This window comes from Methylobacterium aerolatum (assembly GCF_022179085.1).
GTDB classification, from domain to species: Bacteria; Pseudomonadota; Alphaproteobacteria; order Rhizobiales; family Beijerinckiaceae; genus Methylobacterium; species Methylobacterium aerolatum.
On sequence record NZ_BPQE01000015.1, the window covers coordinates 57,531 to 71,139 of the forward strand.

At 70.4% G+C, this 13,609-nt stretch carries 12 protein-coding genes; 7 read left to right on the forward strand and 5 right to left on the reverse strand.

The window, feature by feature from the left end; genetic code table 11:
• Positions 1-48: 48 nt before the first annotated feature.
• Positions 49-2,943: a phosphoenolpyruvate carboxylase gene (locus MFF06_RS10725; protein WP_238203647.1), complete on the reverse strand. Its 2,895-nt coding sequence runs from the start codon at positions 2,941-2,943 to the stop codon at positions 49-51.
• Between the two features lie 69 nt (positions 2,944-3,012).
• Here MFF06_RS10725 and MFF06_RS10730 point away from each other — a divergent pair, with 69 nt between their 5' ends.
• Both MFF06_RS10730 and MFF06_RS10735 read left to right on the forward strand, forming a co-directional pair.
• Positions 3,013-3,294, forward strand: a complete 282-nt coding sequence (locus MFF06_RS10730; protein ID WP_238203648.1) for a hypothetical protein — start codon at positions 3,013-3,015, stop codon at positions 3,292-3,294.
• Positions 3,291-4,052: a hypothetical protein gene (locus MFF06_RS10735; RefSeq protein WP_238203649.1), complete on the forward strand. Its 762-nt coding sequence runs from the start codon at positions 3,291-3,293 to the stop codon at positions 4,050-4,052. Before MFF06_RS10730 ends, MFF06_RS10735 begins: the two co-directional genes overlap by 4 nt.
• Before the next feature lie 12 nt (positions 4,053-4,064).
• Here MFF06_RS10735 and MFF06_RS10740 read toward each other — a convergent pair whose 3' ends face one another.
• Positions 4,065-4,439: a ComEA family DNA-binding protein gene (locus tag MFF06_RS10740; RefSeq protein ID WP_238203650.1), complete on the reverse strand. Its 375-nt coding sequence runs from the start codon at positions 4,437-4,439 to the stop codon at positions 4,065-4,067.
• A 209-nt stretch (positions 4,440-4,648) separates the two neighbouring features.
• Here MFF06_RS10740 and MFF06_RS10745 point away from each other — a divergent pair, with 209 nt between their 5' ends.
• A complete protein-coding gene (locus MFF06_RS10745; protein ID WP_238203651.1) occupies positions 4,649-5,191 on the forward strand; it encodes a PAS domain-containing protein in 543 nt (180 codons plus the stop codon).
• A 169-nt stretch (positions 5,192-5,360) separates the two neighbouring features.
• A complete protein-coding gene (gene rpmF / locus MFF06_RS10750; protein ID WP_003601373.1) occupies positions 5,361-5,549 on the forward strand; it encodes a 50S ribosomal protein L32 in 189 nt (62 codons plus the stop codon).
• A gap of 195 nt (positions 5,550-5,744) precedes the next feature.
• On the opposite strand, the gene MFF06_RS10755 is transcribed toward rpmF, so the two are convergent.
• On the reverse strand, positions 5,745-6,038 hold the full coding sequence (locus tag MFF06_RS10755) for a hypothetical protein (RefSeq protein ID WP_238203653.1): 294 nt from the start codon (positions 6,036-6,038) through the stop codon (positions 5,745-5,747).
• A 115-nt stretch (positions 6,039-6,153) separates the two neighbouring features.
• A complete protein-coding gene (gene phaR, locus MFF06_RS10760; protein WP_238203655.1) occupies positions 6,154-6,738 on the reverse strand; it encodes a polyhydroxyalkanoate synthesis repressor PhaR in 585 nt (194 codons plus the stop codon).
• A gap of 353 nt (positions 6,739-7,091) precedes the next feature.
• Between phaR and MFF06_RS10765 the strand changes: the two genes are divergently transcribed.
• The 3 genes from MFF06_RS10765 (at position 7,092) to MFF06_RS10775 (ending at position 10,787) form a co-directional block, all read left to right on the forward strand.
• The gene (locus MFF06_RS10765) at positions 7,092-8,276 is read left to right on the forward strand and encodes an acetyl-CoA C-acetyltransferase (protein WP_238203656.1); all 1,185 of its coding nucleotides are present in this window, start codon (positions 7,092-7,094) and stop codon (positions 8,274-8,276) included.
• A 134-nt stretch (positions 8,277-8,410) separates the two neighbouring features.
• Positions 8,411-9,139, forward strand: coding sequence for an acetoacetyl-CoA reductase (gene phbB, locus MFF06_RS10770; protein ID WP_238203657.1), 729 nt, complete (start codon positions 8,411-8,413; stop codon positions 9,137-9,139).
• Positions 9,140-9,296: 157 nt separating this feature from the next.
• Positions 9,297-10,787, forward strand: a complete 1,491-nt coding sequence (locus MFF06_RS10775) for a carboxypeptidase M32 (RefSeq protein ID WP_238203658.1) — start codon at positions 9,297-9,299, stop codon at positions 10,785-10,787.
• Positions 10,788-11,080: 293 nt separating this feature from the next.
• Here MFF06_RS10775 and MFF06_RS10780 read toward each other — a convergent pair whose 3' ends face one another.
• Positions 11,081-13,501 carry a penicillin-binding protein 1A gene (locus tag MFF06_RS10780; RefSeq protein ID WP_238203659.1) on the reverse strand — a complete coding sequence of 807 codons (2,421 nt, stop codon included), beginning with the start codon at positions 13,499-13,501 and terminating at the stop codon, positions 11,081-11,083.
• Positions 13,502-13,609 lie beyond the last annotated feature (108 nt).

Below are 13,609 nucleotides of genomic sequence, written 5' to 3' on the forward strand. Positions count from 1 at the left end.
CAACCAGCTAGTGTGGGCACGCCGGGACGGAGTGAGTGCGTCGCTGCACTAGCCGAAAGCCCCGACCTCGTGCTGGATCATCCCTGAGATCTCGCGGACCTGTCCGAACATCCGGCGAATCGGCTGGAAGAGCGTGGCATGCTCCACCTCGTAGGTCCCCGTGTCGCGCGGCCCGGCGGGCTCGCCGAAGTTGAGACCGAGCGTCGGGTCCGGCTCGTTGGGGAAGATCTCGTCGAGGATCTTCAGGCAGCCCTCGATGTCGAGGCGCAGGAAGCGCTCCAGCATCTGCTCGCGGGTGATGCCCGCCTGGGGCCGGAACCCGGGGATGTGGACGGCGAGGAACCAGATCCGGTGGATCAGGGCGAGCCGCAGGGCGTGAAGCAGGGTCAGCCGGGCGGACATGCCCGAGAGGTCGGGCGCGGCGGCATGGAGGGCGAGCCAGTCCCGGGTGAGCCGCCCGAACAGGCGGCGCAGGTCCGAGGCGAGGTCGAGGCGCTCCAGGGCGCCCGCGATCACCACGAGTTCGTCCCGCCGGAAATCCTTCTGCGTCCGCCGCGCCCGCTCCAGCCACACCGCCGGATCGAGGGTGTCCACGTAGGCGCGCAGCACGTCGAGGTCGCCCACGGAGGCCGCGTGCTGCACGAGGCGGAAGGCGCGGGAGAAGCGCACCGAGTCCCGGCGCATGTCGCGGAACAGGTCCGGCCCCCGCGCCGCCGCCCGGCCGAGCCCGTGCAAAGAGTTCGCCAGGAAGCCGAGCTGGTGCAGGATCGCGTTGTTGGGGATCGCCCGCATCTGGCGCGGATGGGTGATCCGCGCCGGGCCGCCGGAATCCGTCTGGCGGGCGACGGGGCGGGAGCCCGTGCGGTCGAGGAGGCTCGGGCCGAAGGTGCCGAGCAGGGCGGCGTAGCCGGTGTCGTCGACCAGCGACTCCATCTCCTGCCGGACCACCGTGAAGAACTCCAGGGCGAAGTCCGGCTCGGAATAGATCGGGTCGTCGGCGGCCGCGGCCGTCCCGGTGGGCTTGGCCGCGCCCCTGACCTCGCGCTCGCTAAGGGCGTAGCCCGCGAAGGCATCCTCCTCGGCGATGTCGAGGGCGTAGACGTGCTCGGCGATCCGCGCGAGGCTCGCATCGGCCAACTCGCGGGTCCCGAAGAGCAGGTAGCCGTCGGTGCCCTGGAAGCTCGATTCGAGGCGCACCTTCAGCCCCGCCTTGCGGGCGCGGTCGCGGGCATCCTCGGGGGCGAGGTAGGCGAGGCGGTCGCGCAGGCTCGTCGGATGGGCGCCCCGGCCGATCGATTCGCCGTGGGTGTCGAAGATCGCGAGCTCCACCTCCGCGAGGCCGTTCTGCACCAGCATCTCGGTGATGCGCAGGCGCAGGCGCTCGATCCAGAAGGTCGCCGCGAGCTGGCCGACGTAGCGGCCGGAATCCGAGTAGCCGAACTGGACGGTCAGCCGCCCGATCCGCTTGATGTAGGCCCGCCAGTGTGGGTTGCGCAGGGCGTCGTCCAGCACCCGGATGCCCTGTTCCAGCGCGCTCGCCGTCTCGAAGAGGGGGGTGATCTCCAGCTTGTCGGCAATGCCGTAATGCCGGGCGAGCCACAGGGCCGCGAGCAGGGTGTAGCCGGTCTCCGTCTCGGCGATGAGGAAGCGCACCGGGTGGGTGCCGTCGACGTGCTTGAGGATCTGGGCGATCGTCATCATCAGGCGGGCGGCGGAGGCGCGCTCAGCGGCGAGCGCCCCGAAATCCACGGCCACCGGCCGCACGTCGTCGAGGAGCGAGTGGATCGTCGCGAGGTGCGAGCGGCGGCGGGCGGCGTCGGTGGGTTCGCCGTCGAGGTCGATCACCCGGCGGACGGCGTTGTGGATCTGCGAGGCGTTGAGCCGGAAATGCGGCAGGGCGTTCGACAGGCCGTGGGTCTCGACGCCGGCCCGCAGCACCGCGATGGCCCGGCGGTCGGCCTCGTCCTGTGTGCCCTCCAGCGCCGCGTTCAGGGCGGTGACGAGGGGCGCCGCGTCGGTCTGGGCCCGCTCCCGCTCGATGATCAGGGCCAGGGAGAACCGGTGCACCGCCTCCAGGGAGGGCTTGTCGCCGAGGCGGGGGGCGACGGCGAGCTGGCGGTTCACGGCGCTCAGCGCGCCCTCAGCGAGGCCCCGCGCCGCCCGGGCGGCGGGGATGTCGGGCAACTCGCGCATCACCCGGTCGAACTGCATCCGCTTCGAGATCAGGCGGTAGCGCAGGGTGTCCCACCATCCGATGTCGGTGCGTCCGTCCGTGTCGCAGCCGACCCAGCTCGCCACCGCGAAGGGGCGCGGGGAGAGTTCGGTCCAGCGCTCGGGCCAGCGGCGGCGGGCGGCATCGACGAGGGCGCCGTTGAAGGCGTCGAGGGCGAGGCGGGCGTTGTTGGCGGCGGCGCAGGCCTGCTCGAACTCCACGTCGAGGGAGATCGGCACGTCGGGCCGGGTCGACAGCGCGGCGGCCCTGTCCACGAGCTCCTCCCGGCGCCCGGTCTCGCGCGCGGTCGCGGCCTGGGCCAGCAGCGAGGCGACGGCCTGGGGCATCCCGAAGGTCGGGTGCGCGGTGAAGACCACGGCGAAGGCGGTGCGGTGGATCAGCCGGGCGAAATCCTCGAAGGCGCCGCTCCGGTCGGGCACGGCCGCCACCAGCTCGGACGCCACGGCGGCGGCGTCGGCTTGGTCGAGGCCCACGTAATCCCTGAGCCGCTGCGCCCGCGCCCCGAGGGAGGCTGTGCGCAGCCGGGCGAAGAGCCCGTCGAGGTCGGCTTCCGCGATCTCGCCCCGGTCGAAGGCGCGGGTGATGGCGAGGGTCACGGCCAGCACGGGATTGCGGAAGGGGTCCTCGCTCGCCTGCTCCCGCGCGCTGTCGATCAGCCCGAGGAGGTGCGCCTCCAACGCGTCGGAGCCTCGGCCGGTCTGATCGGTCATCGTGCGTTCCTGTATTCTTGCCCGCCTGCCATCCCGGCCCCCTACGCAAGAGGCGTTCCGCAGGTTCGGATGACGGGCCGCGCGCATCCGGGTATCACTGCAATCCTGATGGAGCGACTGCTGATCTTCCTCGCGGTCCTGATCGTCATCGCGATCGGGGTCCTCGTCCTGCGCACCGCCTCCCGGGGGCGGCGGCCACCGTTGCGCATGGACAGCGACTTCCACGACGACGCGACGGACCTGCTGGTCGGCCCGCTGCGCCGGCCGAAGGCGAGCCCGATCGACCGCTCGGCGGAGGTGATCGAGGCGTCCCCGCGGCCCCCCGTCGAGCAGCAGGAGCAGGGCCGATGAGGAGGATCGCGCGGGCCTGCGCCGCCTTGCTCGCCCTCACGGGGGGCGCGGCCGAGAGCGCGCCCTCGGCCGCGCCCCCCGTGCCTCCGGCAATGCCCGCCGCAGGCCCGGGCGGCATCACCTGCGACGCGCAGGCCGCCCGCTACGAGAGCGGCAAGGGCTTCGGCTTCCATGTGATACGCGCCGGCATGGTGCGCATCGACAACCCGCTGCGGCCGCTGACGCCGGACTTCACCCAGGTTTTGGAGGTGGTGATCGGCCACAAGCGGGCGACCGCCTACGGGCCGGATTTCACGAGTCTGCGACGGGGCGGCCCGCCGAACTCGCTGCAGGGCGTCCTGGGGGCGCCGATCCAGTGGGATCCGCAGCTGCCCATCCTGCCCGACAGCCTCGGCGTCGTCGGCGACGACGGGCGGCCCCTCGCGTCCCTCGGCTTCAAGGCCTGCGAGCCGGCCCCGGAGGCGCCGCCCGAGCCGCCCCCGAAGGTGGCGAAGGGGGATGGCAAAGGCGATGCGAAGGCGGCGAGCAAGGCCGCGAAGGGCGCCAGCGCCAAGGCGAAGGCGGCCAAGGCCGCCGGGCCTCAGACCGCCGGGGCCGGTGCGCTCGGCGGCGAAGCCGTGGGCGCCGAGCCGTCGGGCGCCCCCGCCGGCACCGGTCCGGCCGGCAGGAAGGCGCAGGTCAGGGCCCAACCCAAGGCGAAAACCCCGGACAAGACCCCCTCGGGCTTCACCATGCCCTCCGGCGCCCTGCCCGAATAGATCCCGCCGCCGCTACTTCTGCTTGGCGATGATCTTGTCCTTGATCGAGTCGTAGACGTTCTGCGGGATGATCTTCTTCTGAACGAGCTCGTCCTTGCCCTTGTAGGGGCGGCCCTTGATGATCGCGGCGGAGCGGGCGGCGCCGATCCCGGGGAGCTTGTCGAGGTCCTCGGCGCTGGCGCTGTTGATGTCGAGGAGCGGCGCCTTGGCCGCGTTGGGCGACCCGGCGACGGGGGCGCTCGGGGCCATCGGCTTGGCCGGGGCGGTGGGCGCGGCGGGGGCCGCCGTCTGCGCGAAGGCAGACCCGCCGAGGACGGGACCGGCGATCAGGGCCGAGGCGAGGGCGAGGGCGCGCAGGCCGGACAGGGTGGGCGTGAAGGAGGCCATGGGGGATTCTCCCGAAGTCACGGCCCGCTCGACGGTGCCGCCCCTGCGGTCTGCGCCTTCCGGTTTGAACCGGTGCTTAACGGTTCGGCGCCCTACCGATCGTCACCCGCGCGAGCGGCGGCCGATACTTGCTTTGTCGCGCCTGTGAGCAATCTAAGGAAGGCACGTATTTTCGAGGTGTGCCCGCCCCCTGCGCATGGACGCGTGGAATGGTATTCGTCACCAACGAGGCGGGGCTCTGCACCTTCCTCAGCAAGGACTGGACGAGCCTCACCGGCCAATCGCTGGCCGACGCGAGAAGCTTCGGCTGGACGCGTGTGGTGCATCCGGAGGACCGCGAGAGCGTCCGCAATCTCGTGCTCGCCGCCATCAAGGAGCAATGCGCCTTCAGCGTCCGCTATCGCGTGCGCGCGCCGGACCAGCGTCTCCTCTGGGTCCTCGCCGGGGCGGTACCCTCCTTCGGGCCGCCGGGGCGGACGTTCCTCGGCTTCCACGGGTCGGTGACGGTGCTGCCGGAGCCGCCGGAGGACATCGCCGCGGTCTCCGGGTGCCTGCGCCCGACGGAGCCCGGAGTGCGGCAGGGCTCGACCCTGGAGCGCGCGGCGGACCATCTGCTCGCCGCCCACAGTCTCGTCTCCGCCGCCGCCAGCGAATCGACGCTCGTCGCCGTCGAGCTGGCGTTGCGGCGCCTGGGCGAGGATCTCGCTGGCGAGGCGCTGACCGAGGGGATCGCGGCGGCGGGCTTGCAGTGAACGCTCGCGGTGCGGCGCACATTCGCCTGCATCGCCGCTCTAGCCAGAACGGGGCTCCGCCGCTATAAGCGCCGCCTCATCCGTATCCTGCGGTGTGTGTGGCGGCCCCTCGATCGAGGCACCGTCCGCGCGTCGCTTTGTCCGCCGATAGACCCGAAGGACCCGCGCCATGGCCGTTCCGAAGCGAAAGACTTCCCCCTCCCGCCGCGGCATGCGCCGTTCGGCCGATGCCCTCAAGGCCCCGACCTATGTCGAGGACAAGGATTCCGGCGAGCTGCGCCGCCCGCACCACATCGATCTCAAGACCGGTATGTACCGCGGCCGTCAGGTGCTCAAGGTCAAGTCGGCCGAGGCGTAAGCCGTCATCGCGGGAGGGCGCGACCAGCGCCACTGCGTCCATCGATCAGCCCCGGACAGCGCGCCGTCATCGGCCCCGCGCACCGGGGCTGATTCGTTTCCGGGGTACGGCAGGTCCGCGCGCCATCGGTAGCCGCGATATCCGCGGGGCACATAAAGACCGGGGCGGCGGGGCACCCGGAGTGCGCCGTGCCGGTCAGGCTAGGCGGCGGGCCATGGTCGCGTAAGAGGCGGCAGCTTGCCGGGTCCGGGCGAGGCGGGACGTCTGCAGGGTCGGGTCTGCCCCGACGAGCAGCTGCGTGACGAAGCCCGCCTCCGTGCGGCCGTCCCGCAGCCAGGCGGTGGAGCGGTCGTCCGTCTCGGCACGCCCGCCCCCGATCACCGTGAGGGCGCGCGACGGCGGCGTGGGCGACGCAGCCGCGCGATCGGCGGCGCGGCCGTCGATGACACGTTCCGTTCTGACACTTCCGACCGGCGTGATCCGTATCATCTCAGCACTCCCGCATGCCTCGATGGCGGGAGGAGCAAAGGTGGGGCCGCCGGTAACGGTTCGTCAACCTTTTCCGGTCACGGGCTGCGCCCGGCGTACCGTGACGGGCGCGGGCCTACTTCCGGGCGAGCTGTTCCAAGCGGGCCTGCATCTCCAGCATCTGCCGCTTCAGATCGTCGAGTTCGGTGCCCTGCACCGGAGCCGCCGCAGCCGGCGGGGTCACGCCGGCGCCGGGGGCGGCGAAGCCCGTGAACATCTTCATGGCATCGCCGAAGAAGTTCATGTTGGTGCGGACCTGCTGCTCGATGGCGTGCTGGAAGGCGGAGGGGCCGAAGCTGTGCGCGAACTTCTCGCGCAGCCCGTCCTGATCCTTGGCGAAGTTCGCCATGGAGAATTCGAGGAAGCTCGGCACCATGGCGCGCATGCTGTCACCGTAGAAGCGGATCAGCTGGCGCAGGAAGGCCACCGGCAGCAGATTCTCGGCCCCCGCCTTGTTCTCCTGCTCGAAGATGATCTGCGTCAGCACCGAGCGGGTGATGTCGTCCCCGGAGCGCGCGTCGTAGACGACGAAGTCTTCGCCGTTCTGCACCATCGTCGCGAGGTCCTCGAGGGTGACGTAGGTCGAGGTGCCGGTGTGGTAGAGACGCCGGTTCGCGTATTTCTTGATGACGGTCTGGGGGGACTTCATCGTATCCGCCATCGCAGAACGGCCTTTCTCCACTCGAACGTCCGGATGCCGCAGCGCACGACCTCGGCACCCGGCTGGTGCGCGTTTTCGCGCCCGCACACAACACATAAGAGCTTCGTCTCACGCAGAAAACAGCAAATTGCTGCCATCCCGTGCAGAATATTGCATCTGCGCGACGCAGATGCCCAGTTCCGGCGCTTCGCGGTGGCGGCGCCGCGGATTCCGGGCTTCGGGGATGCGAAACGGCGCGCCGCACGGCCGAAGCCGCCTTGACTTCACCGTGTCGGCGCACTTCATCGCTCCACGGCTCATGGAAGCGCGGCAAGACTGCTAATGCGACGCGCCAGCCGCGAGAGGAGAACGTCATGGCAGGCAACGAAGACATCGTCATCGTCGGGGCCGCACGGACCCCTGTGGGCTCCTTCGCTGGTGCCTTCGCGGCGGTGCCGGCCCACGAACTCGGGGCGACCGCGATCAAGGCGGCGCTCGAGCGGGCCCAGGTCTCGCCCGACGACGTGGATGAGGTCATCTTCGGTCAGGTGCTGACGGCGGGTGCCGGGCAGAACCCGGCCCGTCAGGCGGCGATCAAGGCCGGCATCCCCGAGAAGGCGACCGCCTGGGGCCTCAATCAGGTTTGCGGCTCGGGCCTGCGCACCGTCGCGGTCGGCATGCAGCAGATCCAGAACGGCGACGCCAAGGTGATCGTGGCGGGCGGTCAGGAATCCATGTCCCTCTCGCCCCACTGCCAGTACCTGCGCGGCGGGCAGAAGATGGGCGACATCAAGCTCATCGACACGATGATCAAGGACGGCCTGTGGGACGCCTTCAACGGCTACCACATGGGCACCACCGCCGAGAACGTCGCCCAGGCGTTCCAGCTCACCCGTGAGCAGCAGGACCAATTCGCGACCCGCTCGCAGAACAAGGCCGAGGCCGCCCGCAAGGAGGGCCGGTTCAAGGAGGAGATCGTCCCCGTCACCGTGCCGGGCCGGAAGGGCGACACCATCGTCGACACGGACGAGTACATCCGCGACGGCGCCACCGTCGAGGCCATGGCCAAGCTGAAGCCCGCCTTCTCGAAGGAGGGCACCGTCACCGCCGCCAACGCCTCGGGCCTCAACGACGGCGCGGCCGCCATCGTGCTGATGTCGGCTTCGGAGGCGCAGAAGCGCGGCCTCACCCCGCTCGCCAAGATCAAGTCCTGGGCGACGGCGGGCGTCGATCCGAAGATCATGGGCACCGGGCCGATTCCGGCCTCGCGCAAGGCCCTGGAGAAGGCGGGCTGGTCGCCCTCCGACCTCGACCTGATCGAGGCCAATGAAGCCTTCGCCGCCCAGGCGCTGGCCGTGAACAAGGACATGGGCTGGGACGACGCGAAGGTGAACGTCAACGGCGGCGCCATCGCCATCGGCCACCCGATCGGCGCCTCGGGCGCCCGCGTCCTCGTCACGCTCCTGCACGAGATGAAGCGCCGCGACGCCAAGAAGGGCCTCGCGACGCTCTGCATCGGCGGCGGCATGGGCGTCGCGATGTGTGTCGAGCGGGCCTGATCGATTTGTAACGGGGCCCCCTCGACAGCCTTCGAGGGGGCCCCAAAAGTTATCTTGCTTATCGGCGTGAAAAAAATGACGTGCGGAAGCCATCCGTACGCAGCAAGCAGGCGTGCGAACAGGAGGAAACGAGAATGGCTCAAGGACGCGTCGCCCTCGTCACCGGCGGCACCCGCGGCATCGGCGCGGCGATCTCGAAGCGGCTGAAGGACAAGGGCTACAAGGTCGCCGCGAACTACGGCGGCAACGACGAAGCCGCCCAGAAATTCAAGGACGAGACCGGGATCCCGGTCTTCAAGTTCGACGTGGGCGACATGGCGAGCTGCGAGGCCGGCATCAAGGCGATCGAGGCCGAGGTCGGGCCGATCGACGTGCTGGTGAACAACGCCGGCATCACCCGCGACGGCGCCTTCCACAAGATGACCTTCGAGAAGTGGCAGGCGGTCATCAAGACCAACCTCGACTCGATGTTCACCTGCACCCGTCCGCTCATCGACGGCATGCGCACCCGCGGCTTCGGGCGCATCATCATCATCTCGTCGATCAACGGCCAGAAGGGCCAGGCCGGCCAGACCAACTACTCCGCCGCCAAGGCGGGCGTGGTCGGCTTCGCCAAGGCGCTGGCGCAGGAGAGCGCCTCGAAGGGCATCACCGTGAACGTCGTGGCGCCGGGCTACATCGCCACCGAGATGGTGATGGCCGTGCCGGAGGACATCCGCAACAAGATCATCTCCACCATCCCGACCGGCCGCCTCGGCGAGGCCGACGAGATCGCCCACGCGGTCGAGTACCTCGCCAGCGACGAGGCGGGCTTCGTCACCGGCTCGACGCTGACCATCAACGGCGGCCAGCACTTCGTGTGAGGCTGAGACGGGCGGGGGCCACGGGCTCCCGCCCGATGCTTGATGCTTGCTCTTGCAAATACCGTCACTGAGAGCGACGCAGCCCAGGCACCCATGACGCTTTACCCCGGATCGCTTTGCTTGCACGAGTGGCAGCGCGACGAGAGGTGAGGCCGACATGACCGCTTACAGTTCCCTCGAAGCCCGGTTTTCCCGTCTGGCGGCCCTCGAAGGCGCGGCGGGCATCCTCGGGTGGGACGCGCAGGCGATGATGCCCGACGGGGCCGCGGAGTCCCGGGGCGAGCAGCTGGCCGTGCTGCACGGCCTCGCCCACGAGATCCTGACAGCGCCGGCCACCGCCGACGACCTCGCTGCGGCCGAGGCCGAGGGCGGGTTGGAGACGTGGCCCGCCGCCAACCTCTACGAGATGCGCCGCGCCCATACCCACGCCTCGGCGGTGCCGCAGGCCCTGGTGGAGGCGCGCTCGCGGGCGGTGTCCCGCTCCGAGATGGTCTGGCGCGAGGCGCGGCGCGATGCGGATTTCGCCCGGCTCGCCCCGTATCTGGAGGAACTGCTCCGCCTCCAGCGGGAGATCGGGCAGGCCAAGGGCGCGGCGCTCGGACTCGACCCCTACGACGCGCTGCTCGACGGATACGATCCGGGGATGCGGCGGTCGATCATCGACCCGCTCTTCTCGGACCTGACCTCCTGGCTTCCCGGCCTGATCGCGGAGGCCCGCGAGCGGCAGGAGTCGCGGCCGGCGCCGGTGCCGTTGGACGGGCCCTTCCCGATCGAGACCCAGCGGCAGCTCGGCCTCACCCTGATGCGGGCGCTCGGCTTCGACGAGACGCGCGGACGCCTCGACATCAGCCTGCACCCGTTCTGCGGGGGCGCCACGGACGACGTCCGTATCACCACCCGCTACGACGAGGCGGATTTCTCCCGCGCCCTGATGGGTGTGCTGCACGAGACCGGCCATGCCCTCTACGAGCAAGGCCGCCCGGCCGAGTGGCGGCATCAGCCCGTGGGCTCCGCGCGCGGGATGAGCCTTCACGAGAGCCAATCGCTCATCGTGGAGATGCAGGCCTGCCGGAGCCGGGAGTTCGTCGCCTACCTCGCGCCGCTCCTGCGTCACGCCTTCGGCCGGTCGGGACCGGCCTGGGAGGCGGAGAACCTGTACCGCCTCTACACCCGCGTGGTGCCGGGCTTCATCCGCGTCGATGCCGACGAGGCGACCTATCCGGCCCATATCCTCCTGCGCTACCGTCTGGAAACGGCGATGATCGCGGGCGACCTCGCCGTGGCCGACCTGCCCGGCGCCTTCAACGACGGGATGCGCGATCTCCTCGGCCTGGACGTGCCCGACGACCGCCTCGGCTGCCTGCAGGATATCCACTGGCCGAGCGGCGCCTTCGGCTACTTCCCGACCTACACCCTCGGCGCCATGGCGGCGGCGCAGCTCTTCCGCGCCGCGAGAACGGCGGAGCCGGCCCTGCCGGGATGCCTCGCGCAGGGCGATTTCGCGCCGCTGCGGACGTGGCTGCGCACCCACATCCACGGGCGCGGCAGCCTGCTCGGCACCGACGCGCTCCTCGCGGAAGCCACGGGCGCGCCCTTGGGCACGGCGGCGTTCCGGGCGCATCTGGAGGCGCGGTACCTGGGGGAGTGACTGTCGTGTCCCTTGGGGGCGTTGCGAAGCTCATCCTACGCTCGCCCTCATCCTGAGGTGCCCGCCTTGGCGGGCCTCGAAGAGAGCGCTCCAGATGGCCCTGCGATCCCTGGAGGTCTCCTTCGAGGCGGCTCCGCCGCACCTCGGGACGAGGTGAGGGCGGGGGTCAGCCGGGAAATTCCCCGAGGCGGGGGGCACCATCCCGCGGCTTAAGTCCACCGCAGCCATCCCGGACCCTGCTCCACGGCTCCGGGATAACGATCTGTTTTCAGCCATTCACCGCGCAGTGAATCTCAGTACACCCCGCCCGCCTGGGCGGCGCTGTCGGCGTCCGCCGGGACGGCGGCCGCGGCCGGAGCCGAATTGGCGGCGGGCGCGCTGTAGTCCGGCGGGGCGGTGCCCGGCTTGAACGCCTCCAGGATGGTGCCGGCGCCTTCGCCCGAGCCGGCGCGGGTGCCGGAGGCGAGGTTCACGCGGATCAGCTTGATGCCCGGCGGCACGCGGAACGGCGTCGGCGGCTTGTCCTTCAGCGCCTGCTTCAGGAAGTCCAGGGCGATGGGCGCGGAGAGACCGCCGCCCGTCGCCCGGTCGCCGAGCGAGCGGGGCTTGTCGAAGCCGATATAGATGCCGACCGCGAGATCGGGCGAGAAGCCCACGAACCACGCGTCCTTCGCGTCGTTGGTCGTGCCGGTCTTGCCGGCCAGCGGCTTGCCGATCTGCTTCAGGATCGTCGCCGTGCCGCGCTGGACCACGCCCTCCATGATCGAGACCATCTGGTAGGCGGTGAGCGGGTCGAGCACCTGCTCGGAATCGTCCACCAGCTTGGGCTCGTCCTGGCCGGACCACTTGTCCGCGTCGCAGCCGATGCACTTGCGGTTGTCGTGGCGGTAGATCGTCTCGCCGATCCGATCCTGGATACGGTCGATCAGCGTCGGGCGGATGCGGCGGCCGCCGTTGGCGAGCATCGAGTAGGCGGTAACCATCCGCATCACGGTGGTCTCGCCCGCGCCCAGCGACATGGGCAGCACGGGCAGCATGTCATCGTAGACGCCGAAGCGGCGGGCATACTCCGCGATCAGCGGCATGCCGATGTCCTTGGCGAGCCGCACCGTCATCAGGTTCTTCGAGTGCTCGATCCCGTAGCGCAGGGTGTGCGGGCCGCCGGACTTGCCGTCGTAGTTCGAGGGCGTCCACGCTTCCTGGCCGGGACCGGCCTCGATGGTGATCGGCGTGTCGAGGACAATGGAGGACGGCGTGTAGCCGTTGTCCAGCGCCGCCGAGTAGACGATCGGCTTGAAGGACGAGCCCGGCTGGCGCATCGCCTGCGTGGCGCGGTTGAACTCGGATTCGTCGTAGGAGAACCCGCCGACCATGGCGTGGACGCGGCCGGTGTTCGGGTCCATCGCCACGATGGCGCCGGAGACCTCCGGCCGCTGGCGCAGGCGGTACTGGTTCTTGCCGCCGTCCATGGCCTCCACGTAGACCATGTCGCCGGGGCGCAGGTTCGCCCGCCCGGCCCAGCGCATCCCCTCGGGCGGGATGACGCCCGTGTCCCGGTCCTTCGAGAACTGGCCGGAGGCCTCGCGCCGGGGCTGGAGCCCGACCTGGACGCCGCCCGCCGCGGAGGCGAGCACCACCGCGAGCCGCCAGGGCGCCACGTCGCCGAGCGCCGGCACCTCGCCCGCGGCCTGGCCCCAGTCCCGGCCCGCGAGCTCCACATGGGCCACCGGCCCGCGCCAGCCATGGGCCTGATCGTAGCGCACGAGGCCGTCCACCAGCGCCTTGCGCGCCCAGCCCTGCATCTTCGGGTCGAGGGTGGTGCGCACGGAGAGGCCGCCCTCGTAGAGCTTCTTCTCGCCGTAGCGCTCCGAGATCTCGCGCCGGACCTCCTCGGTGAAGTAGTTGGCGATGGTGCCGTTGGGGAAGGCCGGCCGGGGGTTCACGCCGAGCGGCTGCTTCTTGGCGTTCTCTTCTTCCTCGCGGGTGATGTACCCGTTCTCGCGCATCAGGCGGATGATCTCGTTGCGCCGGTCCAGCGCCGCCTGGGTCTTGCGGTAGGGGTGGTAGTTGTTCGGCCCCTTCGGCAGGGCGGCGAGGTAGGCCGCCTCGTTGATCGTCAACTCGTGGACGGACTTGCCGAAATAATCGAGGGCGGCGGCCGCGACGCCGTGCAGGTTCCGGCCCGGCACGATGGTGCCGAGGAAGATCTCGTTGAGGTAGAGCTCCAGGATCTTGTCCTTGGAGTAGGCGGCCTCGATCCGCAGGGCGACCAGCGCCTCCTTGATCTTGCGATCGTAGGTCTGCTCCGACGACAGGAGGAAGTTCTTGGCAACCTGCTGGGTGATCGTCGAGGCGCCCTGCCTCTTGCCCGACTTGGCGTTGGTGAGGAAGGCGCGCACGATCCCCTCGGGGTCGATGCCGCCGTGCTTGTAGAAGTTCTTGTCCTCGGCCGAGAGGAAGGCCGCCACCACGATCTTCGGCATGGCCTGGATCGGCAGGTAGAGGCGGCGTTCGCGGGCATACTCGGCGAGCAGCGACCCGTCCGCCGCGTGGACGCGGGTCATCACCGGCGGCTCGTAGTTGGCGAGCTGGGCGTGGTCCGGCAGGTCCTGGCTGTACTTCCAGTAGAAGTAGCCCGCGAAGACGGCGCCGACGCAGAACAGCACCGCGCCCGCGCTGAACAGAATCCCGAAGAAACGAAGGATCAGACGCATCCGGTGTTCCGCTCATGGCCGGCGAAGCCCGGAGCCGCGCCCTTCGCGGCGCGATCAGGTCCCGGACGCTGCCTTCAGGAGCCCGGCGAGGAGGACGTTACAACCTCG